The 24064-nt window shown below is 55.6% G+C and carries 24 protein-coding genes; 6 read left to right on the top strand and 18 right to left on the bottom strand.

Annotation, left to right across the window (positions count from 1 at the left end):
* Window positions 1-2: 2 nt before the first annotated feature.
* The 3 genes from fdhF to O9K67_RS05250 form a co-directional block, all read right to left on the bottom strand.
* Window positions 3-2153 carry a formate dehydrogenase subunit alpha gene (fdhF, locus tag O9K67_RS05260; protein ID WP_061493444.1) on the bottom strand — a complete coding sequence of 717 codons (2151 nt, stop codon included), beginning with the start codon at window positions 2151-2153 and terminating at the stop codon, window positions 3-5.
* A 36-nt stretch (window positions 2154-2189) separates the two neighbouring features.
* Window positions 2190-2735, bottom strand: coding sequence for an electron transport protein HydN (hydN, locus tag O9K67_RS05255; RefSeq protein ID WP_061493443.1), 546 nt, complete (start codon window positions 2733-2735; stop codon window positions 2190-2192).
* 144 nt (window positions 2736-2879) lie between these two features.
* On the bottom strand, window positions 2880-3893 hold the full coding sequence (locus tag O9K67_RS05250; RefSeq protein WP_061493442.1) for a LacI family DNA-binding transcriptional regulator: 1014 nt from the start codon (window positions 3891-3893) through the stop codon (window positions 2880-2882).
* Window positions 3894-4155: 262 nt separating this feature from the next.
* On the opposite strand from O9K67_RS05250, the gene ascF reads away from it, so the two are divergent.
* Together ascF and O9K67_RS05240 are read left to right on the top strand one after the other, a co-directional pair.
* Window positions 4156-5598, top strand: a complete 1443-nt coding sequence (gene ascF / locus O9K67_RS05245; RefSeq protein WP_061493441.1) for a PTS cellobiose/arbutin/salicin transporter subunit IIBC — start codon at window positions 4156-4158, stop codon at window positions 5596-5598.
* A gap of 20 nt (window positions 5599-5618) precedes the next feature.
* Window positions 5619-7043, top strand: coding sequence for a 6-phospho-beta-glucosidase (locus O9K67_RS05240; RefSeq protein WP_061493440.1), 1425 nt, complete (start codon window positions 5619-5621; stop codon window positions 7041-7043).
* A gap of 51 nt (window positions 7044-7094) precedes the next feature.
* Here O9K67_RS05240 and O9K67_RS05235 read toward each other — a convergent pair whose 3' ends face one another.
* From O9K67_RS05235 to O9K67_RS05215, 5 genes are all read right to left on the bottom strand, one after another.
* On the bottom strand, window positions 7095-7643 hold the full coding sequence (locus O9K67_RS05235; protein WP_061493439.1) for a hypothetical protein: 549 nt from the start codon (window positions 7641-7643) through the stop codon (window positions 7095-7097).
* Between the two features lie 211 nt (window positions 7644-7854).
* Window positions 7855-8088 carry a hypothetical protein gene (locus tag O9K67_RS05230; RefSeq protein WP_061493438.1) on the bottom strand — a complete coding sequence of 78 codons (234 nt, stop codon included), beginning with the start codon at window positions 8086-8088 and terminating at the stop codon, window positions 7855-7857.
* Window positions 8089-8374: 286 nt separating this feature from the next.
* On the bottom strand, window positions 8375-9082 hold the full coding sequence (locus O9K67_RS05225; protein ID WP_061493437.1) for an ArsR/SmtB family transcription factor: 708 nt from the start codon (window positions 9080-9082) through the stop codon (window positions 8375-8377).
* Window positions 9079-9471, bottom strand: coding sequence for a hypothetical protein (locus O9K67_RS05220; protein ID WP_061493436.1), 393 nt, complete (start codon window positions 9469-9471; stop codon window positions 9079-9081). Before O9K67_RS05220 ends, O9K67_RS05225 begins: the two co-directional genes overlap by 4 nt.
* Entirely contained in the window at window positions 9464-9787 is a 324-nt protein-coding gene (locus O9K67_RS05215) for an antibiotic biosynthesis monooxygenase family protein (RefSeq protein WP_061493435.1), read from the bottom strand. Before O9K67_RS05215 ends, O9K67_RS05220 begins: the two co-directional genes overlap by 8 nt.
* Window positions 9788-10011: 224 nt before the next feature.
* On the opposite strand from O9K67_RS05215, the gene O9K67_RS05210 reads away from it, so the two are divergent.
* On the top strand, window positions 10012-11871 hold the full coding sequence (locus O9K67_RS05210) for a beta-glucoside-specific PTS transporter subunit IIABC (RefSeq protein WP_061493434.1): 1860 nt from the start codon (window positions 10012-10014) through the stop codon (window positions 11869-11871).
* Between the two features lie 24 nt (window positions 11872-11895).
* A complete protein-coding gene (locus O9K67_RS05205; RefSeq protein ID WP_061493433.1) occupies window positions 11896-12900 on the top strand; it encodes a LacI family DNA-binding transcriptional regulator in 1005 nt (334 codons plus the stop codon).
* Between the two features lie 55 nt (window positions 12901-12955).
* Here O9K67_RS05205 and O9K67_RS05200 read toward each other — a convergent pair whose 3' ends face one another.
* Together O9K67_RS05200 and O9K67_RS05195 are read right to left on the bottom strand one after the other, a co-directional pair.
* Window positions 12956-13342, bottom strand: a complete 387-nt coding sequence (locus O9K67_RS05200) for a putative T6SS immunity periplasmic lipoprotein (protein WP_061493432.1) — start codon at window positions 13340-13342, stop codon at window positions 12956-12958.
* A gap of 188 nt (window positions 13343-13530) precedes the next feature.
* Window positions 13531-14391 carry an aldo/keto reductase family oxidoreductase gene (locus tag O9K67_RS05195; RefSeq protein WP_061493431.1) on the bottom strand — a complete coding sequence of 287 codons (861 nt, stop codon included), beginning with the start codon at window positions 14389-14391 and terminating at the stop codon, window positions 13531-13533.
* Window positions 14392-14488: 97 nt separating this feature from the next.
* Between O9K67_RS05195 and O9K67_RS05190 the strand changes: the two genes are divergently transcribed.
* Window positions 14489-15403 (top strand): LysR substrate-binding domain-containing protein, encoded by a 915-nt coding sequence (locus O9K67_RS05190; protein WP_061493430.1) that lies wholly within the window; start codon window positions 14489-14491, stop codon window positions 15401-15403.
* A gap of 70 nt (window positions 15404-15473) precedes the next feature.
* The gene (locus tag O9K67_RS05185; protein ID WP_061493429.1) at window positions 15474-16430 is read left to right on the top strand and encodes a sensor domain-containing diguanylate cyclase; all 957 of its coding nucleotides are present in this window, start codon (window positions 15474-15476) and stop codon (window positions 16428-16430) included.
* A 34-nt stretch (window positions 16431-16464) separates the two neighbouring features.
* Here the strand turns inward: O9K67_RS05185 and hycI are convergent, their stop codons facing one another.
* The 8 genes from hycI to O9K67_RS05145 form a co-directional block, all read right to left on the bottom strand.
* Complete coding sequence (gene hycI, locus O9K67_RS05180) at window positions 16465-16920, bottom strand: hydrogenase maturation peptidase HycI (RefSeq protein WP_061493428.1); 456 nt, start codon at window positions 16918-16920, stop codon at window positions 16465-16467.
* Window positions 16913-17323: a formate hydrogenlyase maturation HycH family protein gene (locus tag O9K67_RS05175; RefSeq protein WP_061493427.1), complete on the bottom strand. Its 411-nt coding sequence runs from the start codon at window positions 17321-17323 to the stop codon at window positions 16913-16915. Before O9K67_RS05175 ends, hycI begins: the two co-directional genes overlap by 8 nt.
* A complete protein-coding gene (locus O9K67_RS05170) occupies window positions 17323-18087 on the bottom strand; it encodes an NADH-quinone oxidoreductase subunit B family protein (RefSeq protein ID WP_061493426.1) in 765 nt (254 codons plus the stop codon). The genes O9K67_RS05175 and O9K67_RS05170 overlap by 1 nt, the downstream gene beginning before the upstream one ends.
* Window positions 18087-18629, bottom strand: coding sequence for a formate hydrogenlyase complex iron-sulfur subunit (locus O9K67_RS05165; RefSeq protein ID WP_061493425.1), 543 nt, complete (start codon window positions 18627-18629; stop codon window positions 18087-18089). Before O9K67_RS05165 ends, O9K67_RS05170 begins: the two co-directional genes overlap by 1 nt.
* Before the next feature lie 349 nt (window positions 18630-18978).
* Window positions 18979-20688: a formate hydrogenlyase subunit HycE gene (gene hycE, locus O9K67_RS05160; RefSeq protein ID WP_061493424.1), complete on the bottom strand. Its 1710-nt coding sequence runs from the start codon at window positions 20686-20688 to the stop codon at window positions 18979-18981.
* A 12-nt stretch (window positions 20689-20700) separates the two neighbouring features.
* On the bottom strand, window positions 20701-21627 hold the full coding sequence (locus O9K67_RS05155; RefSeq protein ID WP_061493423.1) for a respiratory chain complex I subunit 1 family protein: 927 nt from the start codon (window positions 21625-21627) through the stop codon (window positions 20701-20703).
* A 2-nt stretch (window positions 21628-21629) separates the two neighbouring features.
* Window positions 21630-23444 carry a formate hydrogenlyase subunit 3 gene (gene hycC, locus O9K67_RS05150; RefSeq protein ID WP_061493422.1) on the bottom strand — a complete coding sequence of 605 codons (1815 nt, stop codon included), beginning with the start codon at window positions 23442-23444 and terminating at the stop codon, window positions 21630-21632.
* Entirely contained in the window at window positions 23441-24049 is a 609-nt protein-coding gene (locus tag O9K67_RS05145; protein WP_061499785.1) for a 4Fe-4S dicluster domain-containing protein, read from the bottom strand. The genes hycC and O9K67_RS05145 overlap by 4 nt, the downstream gene beginning before the upstream one ends.
* Window positions 24050-24064: the final 15 nt, after the last annotated feature.

Below are 24064 nucleotides of genomic sequence, written 5' to 3'. Positions count from 1 at the left end.
CATCATTGCATCGCCGCATTCAGCAGGCGAGTCTTCATCTGTTGGTAAGTGCTCTGAGTGTACTCCTCTGCCCAGCGCTGATCGTTGATCGCACTCACCCGTACTGCGCAATATTTGGTTTCCGGCGTTTTCGAAATCGGATCCAAATTATCCTGCGTCAGTTCGTTACAGGCCCCAATCCACCACTGGTAGGTCATATAGACACTGCCATGGTTGATACGCTCATTCACATCCGCGCGGGTTATGACTTTGCCACGGCGGGACTCCACCCACACCAGTTGCTTGTCTTTGATACCCAGCGCCTCCGCATCTGCAGGGTTAATCTGCACAAAGCCAGGCTCATCCGCGAGCGTTTGTAACGCCGCGCAGTTACCGGTCATTGAACGGCAAGAGTAGTGACCCACTTCGCGCACGGTGCACAACACCAGTGGGAAGTCGGCATCCGGACGTTCCGCCGGTGCGCGCCATGGCGCCGCAAACAGATGACCTTTGCCGTCAGGCGTATCGAACTTGTTGTTCTGATACAGGTACGGCGTACCCGGATGATCAAGCGTCGGACAAGGCCATTGTACGTGCCCCATGTCACCCATTTTTTCGTAAGTAACACCGTAGAACAGTGGGCAGAGTTCACGCAGCTCATCCCAGATCTGCTGGTTATTGTCGTAGTGCATCGGGTAGCCCATTTCCGTGGCAATCAGGCTGATGATTTCCCAGTCGCGTTTGACGTTGTACTTCGGCTCAATGGCTTTTTCAAAACGCTGGAAACCACGGTCGGCACAGGTAAAGACGCCACCATGCTCACCCCAGGAGGTGGCGGGCAGCAGCACATCCGCCTGTTCGGCAGTTTTGGTCATAAAAATGTCCTGCACCACCACAAACTCAAGTGCTTCAAACCCTTTACGCACCAGCCCAAGATCGGCTTCGGTCTGTAGCGGATCTTCACCCATGATGTAATAGGCTTTCACCTTCCCTTCCAGCGCCAGATGCGGCACCTCAGTAATGCGCACCCCGACTTTATCGTCCATGGCGGCCACATCGATGCCCCAGGCTTTGGCGAATTTCGCCCGCACATCGGCATCCACCACGTTCTGGTAACCCGGGAACTGATTCGGGATCACGCCCATGTCGCACGCGCCCTGCACGTTATTCTGCCCACGCACCGGCCCCACGCCTACATGTTCACGCCCCAGGTTGCCAGTGAGGAGTGCCAGGCTGGAAAGGCCTTTCACCACATCCACCGCCTGGCCGAACTGGGTTACCCCCATGCCCCACATGATGGTGGCAGATGGTGCAGCGGCATAGGTACGCATTGCCTGGCGAACCTGTTTCGCTGGTACGCCTGTCAGGTGTTCCACCGCTTCCGGCGCGTAGTCTTTTACCGTTTCACGGTATTCATCCAGCCCGGTGGTAAAGCTGGCGACATAATCTTTGTCGTAGAGTTCTTCTTCCAGCAGCACATAGCCAAACGCATTGACCAGCGCCATATTGCAGCCGTTTTTCAGTTGCAGGTGCTGATCGGCAATACGCGCGGTTTCAATACGACGCGGATCGCAGACGATGATTTTTGCCCCTTTCTGGCGGGCTTTGATCACCCGGCGCGCCACAATCGGGTGTGAGTCAGCGCAGTTATAACCAAACACCAGCAGGCAGCGGGAGTTTTCAATATCACCGATGGAGTTACTCATTGCGCCGTTGCCGAGGGTTTCCTGCAACCCGGCGACGGAAGGACCGTGGCAAACGCGCGCGCAGCAGTCAACGTTATTGGTGTTGATGACGCCACGGGCAAATTTCTGCATCACGTAGTTGGTTTCATTCCCGGTGCCGCGAGACGACCCGGTGGTCATAATCGAACGCGGGCCATATTTCGCTTTGATTTCACTCAGACGGCGCGCGGTGTAGCGAATCGCTTCTTCCCAGGAAACAGGGGTAAACTTGCCACCGCGTTCATAGCGGATCATCGGCTGCGTCAGGCGTGGAGTCAGCAGTTTGGTATCGTTAAGGAAGTCCCAGCCGTAATACCCTTTCAGGCAGAGTTCATTTTGGTTGGTTTTGCCGTCGGCCGCTTCCGCACGGATAATTTTCCCGCCGTCCACCACCAGTTTCAGTTTGCAGCCCGCGCCGCAGTATGGGCATACACTTGTGATTTTTTTCATCAGTAACAGACCTGTTAAAAGTGAAAGTGAGAGGCGTTAAAACATCAGCGACACAGCGCCATCCAGCGCTGCGCGACGGCGTTTTTCCGCGCTCATCTGTTCCAGTAAGTTGCGGTCGACACACACCAGCGCCTTGGTCGGGCACGCCTGAATACAGGCCGGACCGGTTTCACTGTGGTGACACAAATCGCATTTGTTGGCTTCGGCCTTTTCCGCATGCACGTTAAGACCTGCGCCGCTGTTGCGCACAATTGGACGCACGACCACTTCCATTGCGCCATACGGGCACGCCACCACGCATGTTTTGCAACCAATGCAGCGTTCCTGCATGACATGCACAAAACCTTCATCGCGGCTGATTGCGCCATTCGGACAGACATTGGCACAGGGGGCATCTTCGCACTGACGACAGATAGCCGCCGTCGACACGTTGACGCCTTTAATGACGTGAATGCGCGGTAAAAATGTCTCAGGGGTGAGCGCCGCACAGTCCCGGTTTTCCTGATGAGAAACCACGCAGGCCACTTCACAGGTGCGGCAGCCAATGCATTTCGCAGCGTCTGCCATGATAAATCGGTTCATTGTTTCCTCCAGCAATATGCCTTATCCCGCCGAAGTATTCATAAACCGTGCCAATATTTAAGCCGCTGTAATATATGGGTTTTTAAGAAGTGAGAAGCGGCAGGAATCTGTCATCGACAGAAGTGACGATGACAGATGACGAGATCAGGCGTAGGGACCGGCACTCAGTGAGTCGCGTAACATTAATTCGCCAGGAAACGTTTGTTGATAGTTAAAATCGCCGCCATCAAGCATAAAGATCAGACGATCAATTGTCTCTTTCACCATTTCGGTCACCGGAATTTTAACGCTGGATAATGCCGGCACGGTAAAAGGCGCCATCGCGATATCATCAAAACCAATAATTGAAACCTGCTGCGGCACAGCTATTTTGCTGTCGTGCAACTGTTTAATCGCGCCAATCGCCATATCATCATTGCTCGCCACCAGCGCACTAAAACTAACCCCGCGGGATAATAATTCTCGTACGCCCATTGCTCCACTGAGCGGCGTCCATTTCCCTTCCACAATCAATTCATTACGTACAGGAATATGCTGCTGAGTCAGCGCATCTTTATAACCGGATAACCGTTCAATACCGGTAGGAGAATCCAGTGAGCCGGTAATAAACGCAATCTCCCGGTGTCCTTGTGCGATTAATTGTAATACCGCGCTCTGGCTTGACGCTTTTTGATCGGAATAAACACAGTGACTGCTGTTTTTACGCAAACGTCGATTAAGCACCATAATAGGCTGCGAATGGTTTTGAATTATCTCATCCAGCTCATCGACACTGAGAAAACGCGGATAAATAATGATCGCGTCGCAGCGTAAGTCGAGTAAATACTGAATCGCCTGCCGCTCTTCTTCCGCACTGTGTTTACCGTCCGCCAGCAGTAACTGACGCCCTTTGTCTTCGGTCATGCGCGCCGCATGAGACAACAGTTCGCTAAAATAAACGCCGTGATAGAGGGTGTTGGTGACCACCAACCCCAGCGTCTGGGTTTTATTGCTTGCCAGGCTGCGGGCCAGTAAATTCGGGCGATATCCGCTTTCCGCAATGGCCTGAAATACGCGCGCCTTCGTCTCTTCGCCCACATAACCCTTGCCTGTCAGCACACGGGACACAGTGGCTTTTGATACACCCGCCCGCTTTGCCACTTCCAGCATTGTCGCCATCTTTTTCCCCAACAAACCTCGTGAGCCGAAGTGTACTTCAGCCATCGGGATGATGGGAACACTTAACACCCGCAGACGGTACTTCTGCGAAACGCTTCATAGTGATCGTAATCACGATTTTTGAAAGTGGTTAAATTTAGATCTTGTCTGACTCAAATAAACTCATCATGATTTTGTGGAACCGGTTACCTATTTCGCGTTTCATGGCCGCCAGAGCGCACTATGAAAATGTACCTCATTGATAAAACAGGATAAAAATCCGATGGCAAAGAACTATGCGGCGCTGGCCCACTCTGTGGTGAACGCGCTGGGCGGTGTCGAGAATATCGCCGCCGTAACCCACTGCATGACGCGCCTGCGCTTTGTGGTCAAAGACGCATCGCATATCGACGGTGAAACGCTGAAAAACACCAGCGGCGTGATGGGCGTGGTACGCAACGATAACCAGTGTCAGGTGATTATTGGCAACACCGTGTCTCAGGCTTTCCGGGAAGTGACGGCTTTGTTGCCACAGGATATGCAGCCGGTAGAGACGCACTCTCCCCAGAAGCTGACGCTTAAACGTATTGGCGCAGGCATTCTTGATGCGCTGATCGGCACCATGTCGCCACTGATCCCGGCAATCATCGGTGGTTCGATGGTGAAACTGCTGGCGATGGTGCTGGAAATGTCCGGCGCACTGCCGAAAGGCTCCTCCACCCTGACGATTTTGACAGTCATCGGTGATGGCGCGTTCTTCTTCCTGCCGCTGATGGTCGCCGCGTCCGCCGCCATCAAATTCAAAACTAATATGTCGCTGGCGATCGCGATTGCCGGTGTACTGGTGCATCCAAGCTTTATCGACCTGATGGCAAAAGCCGCACAGGGCGAGCATGTTGAATTCGCGCTGATTCCGGTGACGGCCGTGAAATACACCTACACGGTGATCCCGGCACTGGTGATGACCTGGTGTCTGTCGTATATCGAACGCTGGGTCGATCGTATTACGCCTGCGGTGACGAAAAACTTCTTAAAACCGATGCTGATTGTGCTGATTGCCGCTCCACTGGCCATTGTGTTAATTGGCCCGCTTGGCATCTGGATCGGTAGCGCGATTTCCGCGCTGGTCTATACCATTCACGGCTATCTCGGCTGGCTCTCCGTCGCCATTATGGGCGCACTGTGGCCACTGCTGGTGATGACAGGCATGCACCGCGTGTTTACGCCGACCATTATTCAAACCATCGCCGAAACCGGCAAAGAAGGCATGGTAATGCCGTCTGAAATCGGCGCTAACCTGTCTCTGGGTGGTTCATCTTTAGCGGTGGCATGGAAAACGAAAAACCCGGAACTGCGCCAGACCGCAATGGCGGCAGCCGCCTCCGCTATTCTGGCGGGTATCTCTGAACCGGCACTGTATGGTGTGGCGGTGCGCCTGAAACGCCCGCTGATCGCCAGCTTAATCAGTGGCTTTATTTGCGGTGCAGTCGCAGGTATTGCCGGGCTGGCCAGCCATTCCATGGCGGCACCCGGGTTGTTTACCAGCGTACAGTTCTTCGACCCGGCTAACCCGATATCAATCGTCTGGGTGTTTGGCGTGATGGCGCTGGCGGTGGTGCTGTCGTTCGTGCTGACGCTACTGCTTGGGTTTGAAGATATTCCGGTGGAAACCACAACTACACCGCAGACGGCGCAGCCGGTTACTGTTAAAGAAGCACGCGCCTGATTAACGAAACGAGGTAAGGCATGTCAGTATTTCCGCAAGGATTCTTATGGGGCGGCGCGCTTGCCGCCAACCAGTCGGAAGGGGGCTTCCGGGAAGGCGGTAAGGGGTTAACCACCGTCGATATGATCCCGCACGGCGCTAACCGCCTGCCGGTAAAACTCGGTCAGGAAAAACGCTTTGCACTGCGTGATGACGAATATTACCCGAGCCACGAGGCGATCGATTTCTATCATCGCTACAAAGAAGATATCGCACTGATGGCGGAAATGGGCTTTACGGTGTTTCGCACCTCGATTGCCTGGAGCCGTCTCTACCCGGACGGTGATGAATTGACACCGAATCCGGAGGGCATTGCCTTCTACCGTGCGGTGTTTGAGGAGTGCAAAAAGTACAACATCGAACCGCTGGTCACTCTCTGCCATTTTGATGTACCGATGCATCTGGTGGTGGAGTATGGCTCCTGGCGTAACCGTAAAATGGTAGAGTTCTTCACCCGTTATGCCCGCACCTGTTTCGAGGCGTTTGATGGACTGGTGAAATACTGGCTGACCTTCAACGAGATCAACATCATGCTGCACAGCCCCTTCTCTGGTGCGGGGCTGGTGTTTGAAGAGGGTGAAAATCAGGACCAGGTAAAATACCAGGCCGCACACCATGAGCTGATTGCCAGCGCGCTGGCGACGAAAATTGCCCATGAAGTGAACCCGCAAAACCAGGTGGGTTGCATGCTGGCGGGAGGTAACTTCTACCCCTACTCCTGCAAACCGGCCGACGTGTGGATGGCGCTGGAAAAAGACCGCGAAAATCTGTTCTTTATCGACGTGCAGGCCCGTGGCGCTTACCCGGTTTATGCGGCGCGCGTGTTCCGCGAAAAAGGCGTCACCATTCATAAAGAGCAAGGTGATGACGAGATCCTGAAAAACACCGTCGATTTCGTCTCTTTCAGCTACTACGCCTCGCGCTGCGCATCGGCGGACATGAACGCCAATAACACCAGCGCGGCGAACATCGTCAAGTCACTGCGCAATCCGCATATTGAAGTGAGCGAATGGGGCTGGGGCATCGATCCGCTGGGGCTGCGCATCACCATGAACATGATGTATGACCGCTACCAGAAACCGCTGTTCCTGGTGGAAAACGGGCTTGGCGCGAAAGATGAGTTCAATGACCGCGGAGAGATTGAAGATGATTACCGCATCAGTTATCTGCGTGAACACATCCGTGCAATGGGCGACGCCATTGAAGACGGCATCCCGGTGATGGGTTACACCACCTGGGGCTGCATTGATTTGGTGTCTGCCTCTACTGGCGAAATGAGCAAACGCTATGGTTTTGTTTATGTCGATCGCGACGATGCCGGTCACGGTTCGTTGGCGCGCAGCCGCAAAAAATCCTTCTGGTGGTATAAAAAAGTGATCGCCAGCAACGGCGCAGATCTCGACTAAGCTCGGGACTTACCCGGCCTGCCGTATTTTCAGGTCGGGTAAGCATTGGCTTTACGGATACAGAGACAGTAGCAATTGCCGCTTATCCTGATCGAAGATGACAAAATCGCGACTCAATGACGGATTGCTTGCTGCTAATTTTTTCTTCTCTGCCTCAAATCTGCCGTCATCAGTAAAAAAGAGCGCCATCAAATAGTCCATATTTTCACTACCTGAACGTTCAGACAGGCTGATGACATGTTTATAACAAGCGGCATCGCCATCATTAATCCTGTCCTTAAGCATGCATTCTTGTAATAGCAGAGAGGGGTTGTTTCTCGCTTTATTGACCGGCTCCAGCAAGGAAATCGCTTTTTCATACTCTCCTCGAGATGAAAGTATGCTGGTATAGCTGCGGATGACATTCACATTGTCCGGGTTATCCCGAGCCAAATGGTCAAAATCCTGAAGCACCGATGGCTTAGCGCTTTCATCAGCCATGACATATTTCTTCGACAATTCAGAAGCCTGTGCTGTTGGCTTATCCGCATAGCCGCCCGCCGTAACACTAACGCTAAAGATGGACAATATAAACAGCATGACAATGTTTTGATAACGCATGGCTTCTATCCTTGAAAAGGTGTCAGGTTTATAACACGTTTGAAACTTCCGGGTATCGGGGGAACAGTCCCCGTGTAGCCAGAGTCATAAAAATAACCGGCTTCTATCTCCAGGGAGGGGCTGTTGTGGACTGAATTAGGCATAAAAAAAGATACAGACCCAATAGGAACATCATCCAAGCCAACCGCCCAATACTCTCCTTTTTTTCGTTCTAAACATATAGTTTACTATCAACCGTATTTTTTACTTTGCACCAAAATAAAAGATTCCCGCTGCCAGCTGCTTTTGCCGCATTACTTTTCCCAGTGGCCGCGACAGAAACGTTTTTACCACCGGGTGTATTTTCATCTGTTACGGTTAAATTAACGGAATAGCTAGCATGGATACCGACACCTTCTATACGTAGGTCAGCGATCTGCGAGAAATAAAAGTTTTTAATTGCCACAATATATCCTTATCAAGGCTGAGTGATGTTCTATATAAAAACACATCGTGATTCTATCCTGATACAGCCCTTTCCTGATGTCAAAATGACATCTCTGTATTTTAAACTGGTTCGCTTATGTCTCCCAATTACGACAGATCATGAACAATCAGCCAGGCTTTACGCGCAATCGTTATAACGTGCCACATTATCGCTCCCTTATAGCGGGGGCCCTGTGAAGGGGCCGTATAGCCTTAAGGCTATATACTCAAGCGCGAATGCTTAATCAATAACCACGAAAGTGCTTTCAGGCTCCGACCCCAAACACTCTGAAGAGGGCGCTTTTGCCTTCGTCTGTCACGGTGACTTCACGGTAGCCAGGCGTTCTGCGTAACCAGCCTTTATGTTCGAAGGCAATCAACAACGATGCGCCAGCATCGCCGCCAAGGTGGAAACGACGCTCGCTCCAGTCCAGGCAAGCGCAGCAGGGTTTGCGCCGGGTACGCGGGTCGAGCGTTACGCCCAGGGCTTCCAGTTTGCGTTTGCCCGGTTCCGTCACGGCACTGCCCTCGTCCGTTACCCAGCCTTCGCGCTGCATAAACTCATAAATGTCGACGGCGATTTCACCGGCAAGGTGATCGTAGCAGGTGCGTGCGCGACGCAGTTCAACCGGAGTGCGGGTCGCCAGCGCACGCCCTCCGCGCATTGACACCCCCATCATATTTTCCAGTAACCCGGCGACATCGCTCCCCGCCAGGCGGTAGTAGCGGTGTCGCCCCTGCGAAACGCAGACCAGCAGGCCATGGCTCAACAACCGGTTCAGATGCGCGCTGGCGGTAGATGCGGAAATATCCGCGACCGAACTCAGCTCGGTTGCAGTCCAAGCCCGCCCGTCCATCAGCGCGCAGAGCATACGCGCCCGCGAAGGGTCGGACATCGCGCTGGCAATACCGGCCAGCGCCTCTTCCAGCGCTGTGCCGCTCTCATGTGAATGCTGTAAACCGGGTAAACTCATTGTGCCTCTGTACTCCAGGGCTGCGTGACCTCACGGGTCAGGGTGTCGTTATCCGTCAGCAGGATCAGGCGGTTAGCATGATCACTGTACTGCACGAGAATATTGATGCCATTTTTCGCGATCGTGCGGGCTATCGCGCCTAACTCACCGGGACGTTCCTGCTTTAGCTTGCGGATCACCGGCTGCGTCACCTGCAGCACCATAAAGCCTGCAGCTGCCAGCACCTGGCGGGCACGTTCCCCCTCCACGACCAGAAAGTGCGCATGACTTTCACGACCGACGGTGAATACGCCGCCACCTTCCAGGCCTACGCCATTTTTGCCAAGTGTTTCACCCAGCATCGCCAGCCCACCGGGCGCATTGTTAAGCATAACGTGAATATCATACATGGCCTGGTTTCCTGCTTTCCGATGAATAGTCACGCAGCACCTGGGCCACACGGATACGGTAAAACGAGAAAATTGCGCGCTGCCCCTCCGCCTGCGCGGCCTGGTGCAGCACATTTTGTTTCCAGGCCAGTACTGCAGCTTCATCACGCCACCACGACAGCGACAAAATCTTGCCTGTGGTGGTCAGGCTTTGAAACCGTTCAATAGCGATAAAACCGTCGATTTCCACCAGTAGCGGCTTTAACTCCGCGGCCAGTTGCAAATAGCGCTCCTGCCCTTCTGCGGCGACATCGGCTTCAAACAGTACAGCAATCATCGGCTCACTCCTTCTGTGTATTTGCCGCCAGTTTACGCAGCCTTCAAAGAAATGCTTCGCTCAGCAACGAAATGTGGTTGCTGGTGTTGCCGGACCCCATCGGGAAGTGATTTAGCTCGCAGAATCCCATGAAACCGGTTGCATGGAGTAATGACCAGGTTAGCATGAAACCGGTTTCACCCAGTTACACCTACTCAGTTTCCGATAATAAAAGGTAAATGAACATGGCCGTTATCAGGGATTACAATAAGTTAGCGAGTGATATCCTCCGGGAGGTGGGTGGCGAAGAGAACATCAGCACCTTCTCCCGCTGCGCCACACGTCTGCGCCTGGTGCTCAACCATACTCCCGCCACCGCGAAAACCCACATCCAGAGCCTGCCCGGCGTCATAGCGGTCGTGGAAAGCGGCGGTCAGTTCCAGGTGGTGATAGGAACGCATGTCGCCGATGTGTTTAACGCCCTGTCAGGTATGGTGAAAGAGAATGAACACGGTGCGCAGCAGCCCAAAACACGCTGGCTGGATGCGGTGATCGCCACCATGTCCGCCGTGTTTGCGCCGATCGTCTATATTCTGGCTGCGGCGGGGATCTTACAGGGCCTGCTGATCCTGCTGGGTCTGGCCGATGCAGAGATCAAAACTTCCGGTACCTTCGCGATACTCAATTTTATGTCGTGGACGCCGTTTGCCTTCCTGCCGGTCTTTATCGCCATCACCGCTGCACGCCATTTTAAATGTAACCCGTTTATCGCCGTGCTCTGCTGCTGCGCGCTGATTAACCCGGAATGGACCGCTATGGCCGGGAAGATCGCCGCCGGCAACGAAGTGAAATTTCTCTTCTTCCCGTTGGCGGAAACGGTCTACACCTCGTCGGTCCTGCCACCATTATTCCTCGTCTGGGCGCTCTCCTGGTTTGAACGCCGTGTTGAAAAGTGGCTGCCAGAGGTCATCAGCCCCTTATTCACACCGCTACTCTGTTTTGTGGTGATTGTCCCGCTGACGCTTATCGTGATTGGCCCCATCACCAGTTGGGCGGCGCTGGGCGTCGCGCACGGCTATAACACCCTGTTCCATGCGGCTCCTGCGCTGGCGGCGGCGATTATCGGCGGTGTCTGGCAGGTGATCGTCATTTTCGGTGTGCACTGGGGGATTACCCCGGTGATCATGGCCAACTTCGACACCCAGGGCTATGACTCCTTCCAGGCCTATCAAACCATTGCGGTGATCGGCCAGATGGCAGCAGTCTTTGGCGTATTTATCAAAAGCCGCAATACGCAACTGAAAGCCACCTCCCTGTCTGCGGGCGTCACCGCCATTTTTGGTATTACTGAACCGGCCATTTACGGCGTGACCCTGCGCTTTAAAAAACCGTTTATCTGCGGCTGCATTGGCGGCGCGATCGGTGCGGTGGTGGCCAGTCTGTTTGGTAGCCTCTATTACGCCTATGCCGCGCTGCCGGGCCTGTTTACGCTGGTGAATGCCATCAGCCCCGATGCGCCAATGTCGTTTATTGGCGAGCTGGCAGGCGCAGGAACCGCCATTGTGCTGACCATTGTGATGGTGCAATTCGTTGGCTTTGACGATCCGATCGAAGAGACGACGCCAGACGAAAAAACCCCGGTGCTGAAAGTCGGCGCCGTGCAGATGCTTAGCCCGATCAAAGGTGAAGTGATTGCGCTGGAAAGTGTGGCGGATGAAGCCTTTGCCGGCAAAGCGCTGGGCGACGGCATTGCCATTATTCCGCACGAAGGTAAAGTGGTGGCCCCGTGTGATGCACAGGTCGCAACATTGATCGACTCTCATCACGCCGTGGGACTGATATGTGATAATGGTGCGGAATTACTGATCCATGTCGGGCTCAATACCGTTAATTTGCAAGGACGGCATTTTACCCCACGGGTAAAAGAAGGCGACAGAGTTGCAGCGGGCGACACGCTGCTGGAATTCGACAAACAGCGCATTGAGCAGGAAGGCTACGACCTGACAACCCCGGTGCTGGTGGTGAACAGCGATGAATTCACCCTGACCCGCCATCAGTCACAGGGCACGGTCACCGTGGGGGAGCCGCTGATGTCGCTGGGCTAATCATAACAAGAGTGAGGTTGAATTATGGTAACGATACTGGATGTCGCCAGACTGGCTGGCGTATCAAAAGCGACAGTATCGCGGGCGCTGAACGGTAAAGTCTTTGTGCGAGAGGAAGTGAAAGCCCGTATTTTTCAGGCGATTGCCGATACTGGCTATCGACCGAATCAGTTGGCCCGTAACCTTGCCAATAATAAGACTAACTCAATAGGGCTGGTGATCACCAACGGGCTGTATAACGGCCCGTTCTTCGCCAGCATGATTTACCACGCCGCAACCAGCAGCGAGAGCTTTAGCCGTCAACTGGTGCTGGCGGACGGCAAGCACAGTGCGCAGGAAGAGCGCGATGCCATTAACCTGCTGCTGTCGCTACGTTGCGAAGGCATCATGATCTACCCGAAGTACCTTTCTGTGGATGAGCTCGATGAGATTATCGATCACAACACGACGCCGATCGTGGTGATCAACCGTGAACTTCCCCGCCATCGCAGCCAGTGTGTCTTTGTCGATCATCAACAAAATTGTGAAACAATGATGGCGCATCTGCTGGCGCAAGGTCACAGGCGTATTGCCTTTGTGGCGGGTTCGGAGGGATCGCCGACGGGCGAAAGCCGTTTCGCGGGTTATTGTCATGCCCTGCGCAAGGCAGGCATTGAACCTGATCCGCAACTGCACGTGCGTGGTAGTTGGAGTATCGACAGTGGATATCAGGCGGCGCAGCAGTTGCTGGCGCGCAACGTGCCGTTTACCTGCATCCTGGCGGCGAATGATGATATGGCGATTGGCGTGGCGAAAGCCTGTCAGGAGGCCGGATTACGGCTACCGCAGGATGTTTCTCTGGCGGGGTTTGACGATTCGGTCATTGGTCAGTACTACAACCCCTCGTTAACCACGATTCATGTGCCCATGGATGAAATGATCCGCAATGCCGTCGGGATGCTGCTGCAACCGGACGCGCAAACCCTTAATGCCCATCAGGGCGAACTGGTTTGCCGGGAGTCGGTGGCGAGTGCTAAAAAGGCCCGGTAAACTGCTGAGGTATCGCGAAAGATTTCAGGATACCTCAGCCGTAAAGTCTGTTTTTTTATTGAGCCAAAGAGATATTCCCTTGAGCCCCAGCGGCAAGAGTGAAATCCGCAGTGATAAGGTGTAGCCCTTTTTCGGCGGAACTCACCTCCCATGTGATGGAGTAGCGTGTCCCGGCGTTGAAGGTAGCGTCAAATAACGGCAGGCATGCACCCTGCTCTATATAGAGGGGATGATGATAAAACCGCGTGAATATCGGATCGTGGTCCTTACTGTAGATAACCGCCCCTGTCATTTTTTCTCCCGGTTTCATTATTGACAAAGCACAGACGGCATTGTTGTTAATGACTACCGTGGTCGCAGTACGCGGCACCATCCTGTCTCCGGAACCCGGGCATCCAGCGAGTAAAAATAGCGTTGCCAGCAGAATGCTTTTCTTCTCCATCAGCCCTTCCCGTAACCCTTTTTTCGTTGCGTTCTCAAGTCGAGAATAATCATTCGCTGCCCTGCTAAAAAAGTCCCCTCATTTCATACGAACGGAGAATGCACTGAGGCATTCTCCGTTCGTTTTTACCAAAAACACACCTGACCTTTCTCTCGCTATCCTGCAGCGATAAACCAGCTATTCTTCCGCTATGCGCCGATACCGTTCAGTTTTTCCAGCGCTTCTGGCGGCAGCGTTATCTTCGCGCTCGCCAGGTTTTCCTGTAAATGCTGCGGCGAGGACGTACCGGGGATCAGCAGAATATTCGGTGAACGCTGCAGCAGCCACGCCAGCGCGATCTGCATCGGCGTTGCGCCAAGGGATTGCGCCACTTCATTCAACTCACCGGCCTGCAATGGCGTAAAACCGCCCAGCGGGAAGAATGGCACAAACGCAATGCCCTGCTCGTTAAGGGAATCGATCAACGCATCGTCCGCCCGGTTTGCCACGTTATAAAGGTTTTGCACGCAGGCCACAGGGGTCATCTTCTGCGCATCCGCCACCTGTTTCGCCGTCACATTGCTCAGGCCGATATGGCGGATCAGGCCACGCTCTTTCAGCGAGATCAAGGTTTCCAGCGGCGCTTCCAGCGAACCCTCTTCCGGGCCATGAACACCAAACATCGAGCGCAGATTCACGACCTCTATCACCTCCAGACCGAGATTACGCAGATTGTCCTCGACGGCACGGGTCAGTTCTTCCGCACTGAACGCGGGTAGCCAGTTAGCTTTATCATCGCGGCGAGCCCCGACTTTGGTGACGATACAGAGATCATCCGGGTAGGGATGCAGCGCCTGCTTAATCAATTTGTTGGTAACGTGGGGGCCATAAAAATCGCTGGTGTCGATATGGCGAACGCCGGCGGCAATCACATCACGCAACACCTGAAGCGCTTTCGCTTCATCGGCTGGCGGGCCAAACACGCCAGGACCTGCAAGCTGCATTGCGCCGTAACCCAGGCGACCAACCTGACGATCGCCAAGACGATAAGTAAGTGTGGGTTGAGACATGGAATACCTCCTGTGCATAAAGTAAACAGATTGTAGGAGCATTGCGGCTGTGCAACAATCTGCTGAAATTCACACACAGTGTACGGATTGTCGAACAATGAAGCTGGATTTTGCCCTGCTGAACGCCATTGTGGCGGTCGCCAATGCCGGAGGCTTTCGCGAAGCCGCTCGCATCACCGGCTCTAACCCTTCCCGCCTGAGCGACGCCGTCCGCCGCGCCGAGCAACAACTGGGGGTACGGCTCTTTAACCGCACCACGCGCACCGTCGCCCTGACTGAAGCGGGCAAAATGTTAATTGAGCGCCTGCAACCTGTCATGACCGAAGTGGATGCAGCACTGGACGCCATCAACCGCTACCGAACGACACCCAGCGGCACCTTACGGCTGAATGTGCCGGTCAGCGCCACACGCCTGGTGCTACCGGCCATCGTGCCGGATTTCCTCGCGCGCTACCCTGATATTCGCCTGGAAATTATTGCGGAAAGCAATGTACTGGATATCTTTCGCGACAGCTGCGATGCGGGTATCCGCTACGACGAATGTCTGGAGCAGGATATGGTCGCGCTGCCCATCGGCCCGCGTCGCCAGCGCTTTGCAGCAGCCGCCTCTGCGGCTTATCTGCAGCAGCATGGTTGCCCTGAGCACCCTCGGGATCTCGTGCATCACAACTGTATTCGCGGGCGTTACGCCAGTGGTGTAATGGCCGAGTGGGAGTTTAGCGGCGAAGCAGAGCCGTTTCGCGTACAGGTGAACGGTTCGCTGGTGGTCAGCATTGGTGGCGCGATGGATTTGGCGGTACAAAGCGCTATCGCGGGTAGCGGCTTGGTCTATCTTTTTGAAGAGTGGCTGCGCCCCTCGCTGGAAAACGGTGCGCTGATCCCGATTCTTGAACCCTGGTGGTTGTCCTTTAACGGCCCTTATCTCTACTATAATTCCAGGCGGCTGATCCCCGCTCCGCTCCAGGCGTTTATTGATTTCGTCCGCACAATGGGGCAAGCCACGGATATATAACGTTATGGCAACGCAAGCGCGATAAGTAATGTCTACACTTAAAAAGACTACCTTCAGCGAGGGACTAACTATGATATTCCCGGCCATGCCAATAAATGAAAATGAGCGGCTTAATTCGCTGTACATGATGGATTTGCTGGATAAAAAGGACGATGAGCGTTTTGACCGACTCACCAGAATGGCGAAAAACACCTTCGATGTGCCGATAGCGATCATCAGCCTGCTTGATCGTGAACGCCAATGGCTGCTGTCCCACGTCGGCATTGATGCTGACGAAACGCCGCGTAACGTATCGTTTTGCGCGCACGCCATTCTTGAAGAGGGTGCGCTTATCGTCAAAGACACGCTCGCTGATCCGCGTTTTGCCAAGAATCCGCATGTCACCGGCGACCCGTGGGTACGTTTTTATGCCGGTTGCCCGGTGCGGCTGCCGGACGGCGCCATCGCAGGCACCATCTGTATTGTCGATACCTATCCCCGCCCGTTCTCCTCATCTGAAATTGACACGCTGCTTGATTTTGCCGCTCTCGTCGAAGATGAATTTTTAATACTCAGTATGGCGATGACCGATAATCTCACCGGCATGCAAAATAGCCGGGGTTTTTACCGCAGCGGCGAGAAACGGTTTGCCGGGTTAAAAGAGCACAACAAAGGGTGCACCCTGCTCTATTTCAGCATCGATAATCTGAAACCCATCAATGAGCTGCTGGGGAATAAAGAGGGCGATGCGGTGGTGAAAAACTTCGCTAGCAACCTGACAAAATGCCTTAAAGATCACGATATTGTCGCGCGACTCGGCGGCGGTGAATTTGCGGTATTACTGGGGGATACGACAACCAATAGTGCGGATGCGTTTTTGCTCGATCTGCAATCCCGGATGGATGCCCAGGACGAGATGTCAGGCAAGAATTATCACATCAACTATTCCTACGGCATGGTTGAAAATGAGGATAACAAATACGCCTCGCTCCGCGAGATGCTGGATGACTGCGACAAAGTAATGCATACGGAAAAACGCCGTCGCTAATCTGAAACGCTGCGCCGGGTTCACCGGCGCACATTTAGAGCGGCTCGAAACCGCCTTTGCCTTCCCAGCCCGCCAGTCGCTGGTAAATGGTTTCAACTGCCGCCATCACCGGTGGCGTCATCGGGTAATAAAAACCGACAATATCCGGCTGGATACCCAGAAAAATCACCTCATCAATGTCCTCTTTCAACTGATCGATAAGGTAGTTCAACGGCATATTGTGGGTGGTCATCAGGAACATTTCAGCAATGTCATCCGGATCCACCACGCGGATTTCGCCAGGGTTCAGCCCCATATCGGTGGCATCCACGATCAGCAACCGCGACGGGCGCAATTCACGGATGGCCACCACATCGTTTTCCGGTGCGCTGCCGCCGTCAATCACCTTCCAGTTTCCCGGTGGGTTTACCGCACACATCTCAGCGAGCAGCGGGCCTGCGCCATCGTCGCCCATCATGCTATTTCCCACGCACAACAACACGTCAGTCACGTAGTCTCCTTACCATCAAATAGATGGCGCTCTCCAGATGAATATCATGCAACATGGACAGCAGCGCCTTGCTCCATGCCTGTTGCTGCGCATTTTGCCGCGCCTGCGCCTGATCAAACGCCTTCGCCAGTAGCATAACGTGACTGCTCTCAATCACGATTTCACCGTAACGCGGCACACCTTCCATTTTGCGCCGCGCTTCGCTCCCCGCCTCCAGCGTAGCGATCCACGCCAGATAGTCTTCCCACGGGCAGGTCAGCGCCGTCTCCAGACAGTCGATCACCCCGAGATGGTGGCCAATAGCCAGACTGTAGTAGACCACCTGTTGCGCCTGCTGTGGAGCGTTGTCGTTCTCATCAACAAACTTACGCCGTAACTGGCTAAAGACCACCGACTCGCCCATCAGATTTTCGCCTCCAGCACCACCTGGTTGAGATGGCTGACAATCTCGGTAAGGCGCGGATCGTTCTCCTGCGCCAGCCAGCGCACCACTTCATGCTCACCGACACTGCGTAACCGCAGGTAATCGTCTGCAATCTGCCGACCATAGCGGTAACCGGCCAGACGGCGCGCCGTGCGATCCACTTTCACGCGCAATGGCTGAACCATCGATGGGTGGAGAATTTCCGCCGGTTGGTCGTCCTGCTCGCCGGGGGTGCGGGCATGAATTTTCTGCTCCAACAGCCCCAGCGCCATGGCGAAACCATACAGTGTGGCCGCGGGCGTCGGCGGACAACCGGGAATATACACATCCACCGGGACGATTTGATCGGTTCCGCCCCAGACGCAGTACAGGTCGTGGAAGATACCACCGCTGTTGCCGCACGCGCCGTAAGAGATACAGATTTTGGGATCCGGCGCAGATTGCCAGGCACGCAGCGCCGGTGAGCGCATAGCGCGGGTTACCGCTCCGGTAAACAGCAGAATGTCGGCATGACGCGGCGACGGCACCACTTTGATGCCAAAACGTTCCGCATCAAACAGGGGAGAAAGCGTCGCAAAAATCTCGATTTCGCAGCCGTTACAACCGCCGCAGTCAACGCGATAAACGTAGGCGGAGCGTTTGATTTTATTCAGCAGTGACGCTTTCATGCTGGCGATGGACTCGTCCACCGTCATCGGCACCGGAATCCCCTCCGCATCGCGCGGTCCTAATAGCTGGCTCATTAGCTGGCCTCTCTCATATGGCGGGTCAAATCAATGCGATCGGAAGGCACCAGGCACTTCTGCCGCTTGCAGTCCGGGCAGGTTTCAAACGTGGCACGGTGCTGCTCGGCGCGGCTGTCGCCGTTATGCGCCAGCAGTGCAATGGCGTAATCGATCTCTTTTTGCACCGCGAAAGGCCGGGCGCACTCGCGACACTGGCACAGTTCAAAACGCGACTGCTGTAAAAAATCGGTCTTACTCCAGACCGCCAGTTCGTACTCCTGCGACAGTGCGATCGCCGCCGTCGGGCACACCTCTTCACAGCGACCGCAGAAGATGCAGCGCCCAAGGTTGAACTGCCACGCCAGCTCGCCCGTGGCGAGGTCAGTCTCTACGGTAAGCGCGTTTGACGGACAGGCATTCACACATGCCGCACAGCCAATACACTGCTGAGGATTGTGCTGCGGTTTGCCGCGAAAGTTCTTATCCACCGGCATTGGCGACAGCGGATAAGCGGTGGTCGCGGTGCCGGTTTTGATCACTTTTTTAATAAAGGTAAACATGGTTGCTCCACTGCGGTGTATTCATTTTTCCTCCCCTTCAGGAACGGAATCCCCTCACCCCGCCCCTCTCCCCGGAGGGGAGAGGGAGAAAAGCACTTGCCCCACCCCACTCCCCAAAGAAGACAGGCAGGAAGAGAATCCCCTCACCCCGGCCCTCTCCCCGGAGGAGAGAGGGAGAAAAGCACCTGCTTCACTCCACTCCCCGGAGGGGAAAGGGAGACAGGCAGTTGCCTCACCCCACGTCTCTCCCTAAGGAGGGCAATGCCCGGCCCCCTTTAAACAGACGGCGGAGGGGCGATCCCCTCTCCCTTTCAGGGAGAGGGTTAGGGTGAGGGTCAAAAAACAGAACCTATTTCAACGGCGAGTTCTTACGCTCAACCCCGTAACGTTCCAGCTCTTTGTACGCCACCACTTTGCTTTTCTTCTTGCGAACATCCACCACCGTCATCCGGTCGGTACAGGAGTAGCAAGGGTCGAGGCTACCAATAATCAGCGGCGCGTCGGACACGGTATTACCGCGCAGCATATAGCGCAGCGTCGGCCAGTTGGCGTAGGTCGCTGCACGGCAGCGCCAGCGGTAAAGCTTCTGGTTGTCGCCGGTCATACTCCAGTGAATGTCGTCGCCACGCGGCGCTTCAGCAAAGCCCAGCGCAAAACGGTGCGGAATATAGGTAAACCCTTCCACCATCAGCGGGCCACCGGGCAGGTTATCCAGACCGTAATCAATCATGTTCAGCGCGCTGAGTACTTCGTTAATTCGCACTTTCAGGCGCGAAATGACATCGCACCCCTGCTCGCTGTGCACGGTCATCGGCAGCAGACCATAACCCACAAACGGATGATCGGCGCGGGTGTCGCGGGCGTGGCCGCTGGCGCGCACCATCGGCCCCACGTTACTGAAATCGCGGGCGATCTGGGGCTCGAGGCGACCAATACCCACGGTGCGCTGCTCGATATTCGGCGTACTCATCAGCACATCCACCAATTCGATCACATCACGGCGCATCTGCTGGGCCAACTGGCGCGTCTGCACCATGTCCTCTTTCAGCATGTCGCGACGGATACCGCCAATCAGGTTGAGGCCATAGGTTTTACGCGCGCCGGTCAGGATTTCCGCCATCTTCATTGAGGCTTCGCGCACGCGGAAGAATTGCATAAACCCGGAGTCGAAGCCCACAAAGTGGCAGGCAAGCCCAAGGTTCAACAGGTGCGAGTGCAGACGTTCCACCTCCAGCAAAATGGCGCGGATCATCTGCGCGCGCTCCGGCACCACGATACCCATCGCGTTCTCGACCGACGTGGTGTAAGCGGTGCTGTGGGCAAAGCCGCAAATCCCGCACACCCTGTCAGAAAGGAAGGTAACTTCGTTGTAGCCCATGCGGGTTTCCGCCAGTTTTTCCATACCACGGTGGACATAGAACAGGCGGTAATCCGCATCAACAATGTTTTCGCCGTCGACAAACAGGCGGAAATGGCCAGGTTCATCAGAGGTGACATGTAACGGGCCAATCGGCACTACGTTGTTTTTCTTATCACCCAGTTCGTTAATAAACTGATAGGTTTCGGCATCGGTGGTCGGTGCCGGTCGCTGGCGATAATCCATACTGTCTTTACGCAGCGGGTAGAGTTCATCCGGCCAGTCATCCGGCAGCACCAGTCGGCGCTCATCCGGTAAACCGACCGGCATCAAACCGTACATATCGCGCACTTCACGCTCGCCCCACACTGCCGCAGGCACACGCGGTGTGACGGAAGGGTACTCCGGTTTCAGCGCGTCGACTTCCACACGCACGGTGATCCAGCACTTCACGCCCTGCTCCATCGACAGCACATAATAGACAGCGTAATGGCCGTTCAGCTTGCGTTCATCGTTGCCAAACAGCACGGAGAGCCAGCCCCCCTGCTGGTAATACAGAAACTCCACGACCTCTGGCAGATAGTTCACTTTCACTGTGACAGTAAGCTGGTCTTTGGTCTGCCAGGCTTCATCCAGCACCACACCGGGAAATTTCTCGTGCAGGGCGGCGAGATAGTGTTGACCGATTTTTTCTTCAGACATGCATAAACTCTCTTAATACGTCGCCAGTAAGGAGACGAACGCTAAAAAGGCGACGCCAAACCCGGCCCAGGTCACACGTGACGTGGCAAGGAAGCGCAAACGCGCCATGCTGTTTTCAAACAGCGCAATCACCAGGACGCCCACAATCCATTTCGCCAGCGCCACCACCACCGCCAGCAACAGACCTGCGGTGCTGAAATCGCTCATCTGCCCCCAAGGGAGAAAAACGCCGACAAACATTTGCAGCACCACCAGCTGTTTCAGACTGATGCCCCACTTCAGTACGGCAAAACCGCTGCCGCTGTATTCCGACAACGGCCCTTCCTGCAACTCTTGCTCCGCTTCCGCGAGGTCAAAAGGCAACTTGCCCATCTCGATAAAGGTGGCGAAAGCACAGGCGCACAGCGCCAGCAACAGCGGAATAGTGTGATGCAGCGGCCAGTGGTAAACGGTAAACGTGATAGTGCTGATATGGGTTGATCCAGCCACCAGTGCCGCAACCCACAGCCCGAGCAGCAGGATCGGCTCCACCAGCACGCCAAGCATCGCTTCACGACTGGCACCCAGCCCGGTAAACGGACTGCCGGTGTCCAGCCCGGCGATAGCGAAAAAGAAGCGGGCAATGGCGAAGAGGTAAATCAACGTGATCAAATCCCCCAGCGCTGGCAGCGGAGACGCAATCGTCACCACCGGCAACGCCGTGGCGAGGGTCAGCATGACGCCGGTCATCACAAACGGCGTCAGGCGAAACACCCAGCCGGAGGCCACCGGAGCAACGCTCTGCCGACCGAGTAATTTGAACAGGTCGCGGTACTCTTGCAGCACCCCCGGTCCGCGGCGGTTGTGCAACCGCGCACGCGCCACACGACTGATACCGGAAAGCAGCGGCGCAAACGCAAACAGCACCAGCGCCTGCAGTAAAGCAAACAGAAAACTCATCATCAGGCTCCTCGCGAAATCACCACGACCACCAGCACCGCCAGCTCGATCAGCGCCAGACGACGGAACAGCAGCGGCGCGGCATCGGCACGCCAACCAGGAATGGGCAGCGTCGGCTCCAGCCATTTACGCAGCTTCAGCACCGGGGAAAACGCGGCTTTAACCGGCATAGCAAAACCGTGCGCCGTCACCACCATCGACGCTTCGTGATCGTAACCGCACACCCATGCCGTTCCCCGGCTACGGGCTGGCAGGCGATCGCCTTTGAACAGCATCATCAGCAGCAGCGGCAATAACGGCGTGGCGATCAACAGCAGCGCCATCATCGGCGGTGATACCAGCGTATTCGCGGTTTGCAGCGGCAACGGTACCGCCGCGAACAGGCGCGGCAGCAGCCAGGGCGCAGCAACACCACCCACCACGCAACACAACGCCAGCCCGGCGACACAGATCGTCATCAGCCACGGAACAGGCTGCGGGTTTTCTGCCTGCGGCGTACGCGGCGCGCCAAGGAAGGTCACACCATAGACTTTTGCCATACACATCACCGCCAGTGCGCCGGTGATGGCCAGACCGACGGCCAGCAGCGGCCCTATCAGTTGCAGAGAAAACACGCCGCTGGCACTTAAACGGAAGAAGGATTGATAAATCACCCACTCACCGGCAAAACCGTTGAGCGGCGGCAGTGCCGCCATCGCCATCAGCCCCACCAGCATTGCCAGCGAGATAACCGGCATGCGCTTACCGATGCCGCCCAGTTTTTCAATGTCGCGGTAGCCGGTGCCAAACCACAGTGCGCCCGCGCCCAGGAACAGCGTGCTTTTAAACAGGCTGTGATTGAACAGATGGTACAAACCGCCCGTCAGCCCCAGCGCAATCAGCGCCGGTTGCCGTAACGCCAGGCCGGTGACACCTGCGCCAAGGCCGAGCAGGATAATGCCGATGTTCTCCAGCGTGTGGTACGCCAGCAGGCGCTGAATGTTATGCTCCATCAGCGCATACAGCCCGCCGACAAAGGCCGTGACCATGCCAAGCACCAGCAGCAGTACGCCCCACCAGAGCGGTGGCTGGCCGCCGAGCAGCGACAGACTGAGAATGCCGAACAGACCGATTTTCATCACCACGGTGGAAAACAGCGCGGCGGCCGGAGCCGGCGCATTAGCATGCGCCTGCGGTGCCCAGGCGTGCAGTGGAATGATCCCCGCCAGCAAACCAAAACCTATCACCCCCAGCAGCCAGATATCGCTGTCGGGTGTTTGCGCACTCAGTAGCAGCAAACTCAGTGTGTGATAGCGTTGCCATAACAGCCAGCAGGCTATCGCCAGCAGCGCCGTGCCCAAGCGTCCCATGGCGAACCACAGCTTGCCAGACTCACTGCAGCCGGTGAGAAATACCGCGCTGAGCGCCATGATCTCCACCATCACCACCAGCGCACCGAAATTCGCCGCACTCACTGCGCATAGCGCAGCGGCCATCAGCAAATTGATCAGCAGACCGTTGGCTTTTACCGCATCGTGGCGATGCCACTGGATGTTATAGAGGCTGGTGAAACCGCCGCACACGCCCAGCGTAATCAGCCAGACCGCACTTAACGGCGTGACCAGCACCTGATACTGGATAAGGGGGATCGTTCCACTGACGGAGTGCCCCCCCAGCAGCGCCATCCCACCTGCCGCCGTTGCCATCACGCAACCTACCGTACCGCCAAGCCCGGCGAGCAGACCGCTGAGCGCTTTCGCCGGTGTAAACAGATACGCCAGCGCCGCCGCGCACACCAGCACCGCGATGGCGTCACTTAACAAAGAGAGGATCGTCATTTCGCACTCCGGTTTTGCGACTGAAACAGCGATAAATCGCCGTAGTCAGTGGTAAGGGTAAGTTCGCGTTTGCGTCGGCTGGCGAGGGCAAGATCGCGGTTATTCACCAGGTGCAATGCCTTGGTCGGACACATGCGTACGCAGGCCGGACCTTGCTCATCGAAATGGCAGAGATCGCACTTCACGGCGATAGCCCGCACGCCCGGCACCCAGTCCAGCAGCGAGCTGACGCGCGCAGGCGCTGGCGGTGCGGCGGGCGCTTTTGGCGAGTTGACGTTGGCGGGAATATCCAGCGGGCGGCTACCGGAAAACTCGATAGCGCCAAACGGACAGGCAATCGCGCACAATTTGCAGCTCACGCACAGACTTTCATTAAGCTGCACCGCGCCCTCCACACGGTTAATCGCGTTGACCGGGCAAACGCCCGCACAGGGCGCATCTTCACAGTGGTGGCACTGCTGCGGCGCAGATTCATTTTCGTTACGCATCACACGCAGTCGCGGCATCGCCTGCAACCCCTGCGCGCGGTGCGTCTCGGCGCAGGCGGCTTCACAGGTATGGCAGCCAATACACAGCGAAGCGTCGGCAATTACAAAACGGTTCACCAGCACATCCTCAGG

This window comes from Kosakonia oryzendophytica (assembly GCF_027886705.1).
In the GTDB taxonomy this organism is placed as follows: domain Bacteria; phylum Pseudomonadota; class Gammaproteobacteria; order Enterobacterales; family Enterobacteriaceae; genus Kosakonia; species Kosakonia oryzendophytica.
This window is presented reverse-complemented; position numbering and strand designations above follow the sequence as displayed.

Coding starts and splice junctions, on each gene's coding strand:
- fdhF (WP_061493444.1), bottom strand. CDS start 2,153: ATGAAAAAAATCACAAGTGTATGCCCATACTGCGGCGCGGGCTGCAAA.
- hydN (WP_061493443.1), bottom strand. CDS start 2,735: ATGAACCGATTTATCATGGCAGACGCTGCGAAATGCATTGGCTGCCGC.
- O9K67_RS05250 (WP_061493442.1), bottom strand. CDS start 3,893: ATGGCGACAATGCTGGAAGTGGCAAAGCGGGCGGGTGTATCAAAAGCC.
- ascF (WP_061493441.1), top strand. CDS start 4,156: ATGGCAAAGAACTATGCGGCGCTGGCCCACTCTGTGGTGAACGCGCTG.
- O9K67_RS05240 (WP_061493440.1), top strand. CDS start 5,619: ATGTCAGTATTTCCGCAAGGATTCTTATGGGGCGGCGCGCTTGCCGCC.
- O9K67_RS05235 (WP_061493439.1), bottom strand. CDS start 7,643: ATGCGTTATCAAAACATTGTCATGCTGTTTATATTGTCCATCTTTAGC.
- O9K67_RS05225 (WP_061493437.1), bottom strand. CDS start 9,082: ATGAGTTTACCCGGTTTACAGCATTCACATGAGAGCGGCACAGCGCTG.
- O9K67_RS05220 (WP_061493436.1), bottom strand. CDS start 9,471: ATGTATGATATTCACGTTATGCTTAACAATGCGCCCGGTGGGCTGGCG.
- O9K67_RS05215 (WP_061493435.1), bottom strand. CDS start 9,787: ATGATTGCTGTACTGTTTGAAGCCGATGTCGCCGCAGAAGGGCAGGAG.
- O9K67_RS05210 (WP_061493434.1), top strand. CDS start 10,012: ATGGCCGTTATCAGGGATTACAATAAGTTAGCGAGTGATATCCTCCGG.
- O9K67_RS05205 (WP_061493433.1), top strand. CDS start 11,896: ATGGTAACGATACTGGATGTCGCCAGACTGGCTGGCGTATCAAAAGCG.
- O9K67_RS05200 (WP_061493432.1), bottom strand. CDS start 13,342: ATGGAGAAGAAAAGCATTCTGCTGGCAACGCTATTTTTACTCGCTGGA.
- O9K67_RS05195 (WP_061493431.1), bottom strand. CDS start 14,391: ATGTCTCAACCCACACTTACTTATCGTCTTGGCGATCGTCAGGTTGGT.
- O9K67_RS05190 (WP_061493430.1), top strand. CDS start 14,489: ATGAAGCTGGATTTTGCCCTGCTGAACGCCATTGTGGCGGTCGCCAAT.
- O9K67_RS05185 (WP_061493429.1), top strand. CDS start 15,474: ATGATATTCCCGGCCATGCCAATAAATGAAAATGAGCGGCTTAATTCG.
- O9K67_RS05175 (WP_061493427.1), bottom strand. CDS start 17,323: ATGGGCGAGTCGGTGGTCTTTAGCCAGTTACGGCGTAAGTTTGTTGAT.
- O9K67_RS05170 (WP_061493426.1), bottom strand. CDS start 18,087: ATGAGCCAGCTATTAGGACCGCGCGATGCGGAGGGGATTCCGGTGCCG.
- O9K67_RS05165 (WP_061493425.1), bottom strand. CDS start 18,629: ATGTTTACCTTTATTAAAAAAGTGATCAAAACCGGCACCGCGACCACC.
- hycE (WP_061493424.1), bottom strand. CDS start 20,688: ATGTCTGAAGAAAAAATCGGTCAACACTATCTCGCCGCCCTGCACGAG.
- O9K67_RS05155 (WP_061493423.1), bottom strand. CDS start 21,627: ATGAGTTTTCTGTTTGCTTTACTGCAGGCGCTGGTGCTGTTTGCGTTT.
- hycC (WP_061493422.1), bottom strand. CDS start 23,444: ATGACGATCCTCTCTTTGTTAAGTGACGCCATCGCGGTGCTGGTGTGC.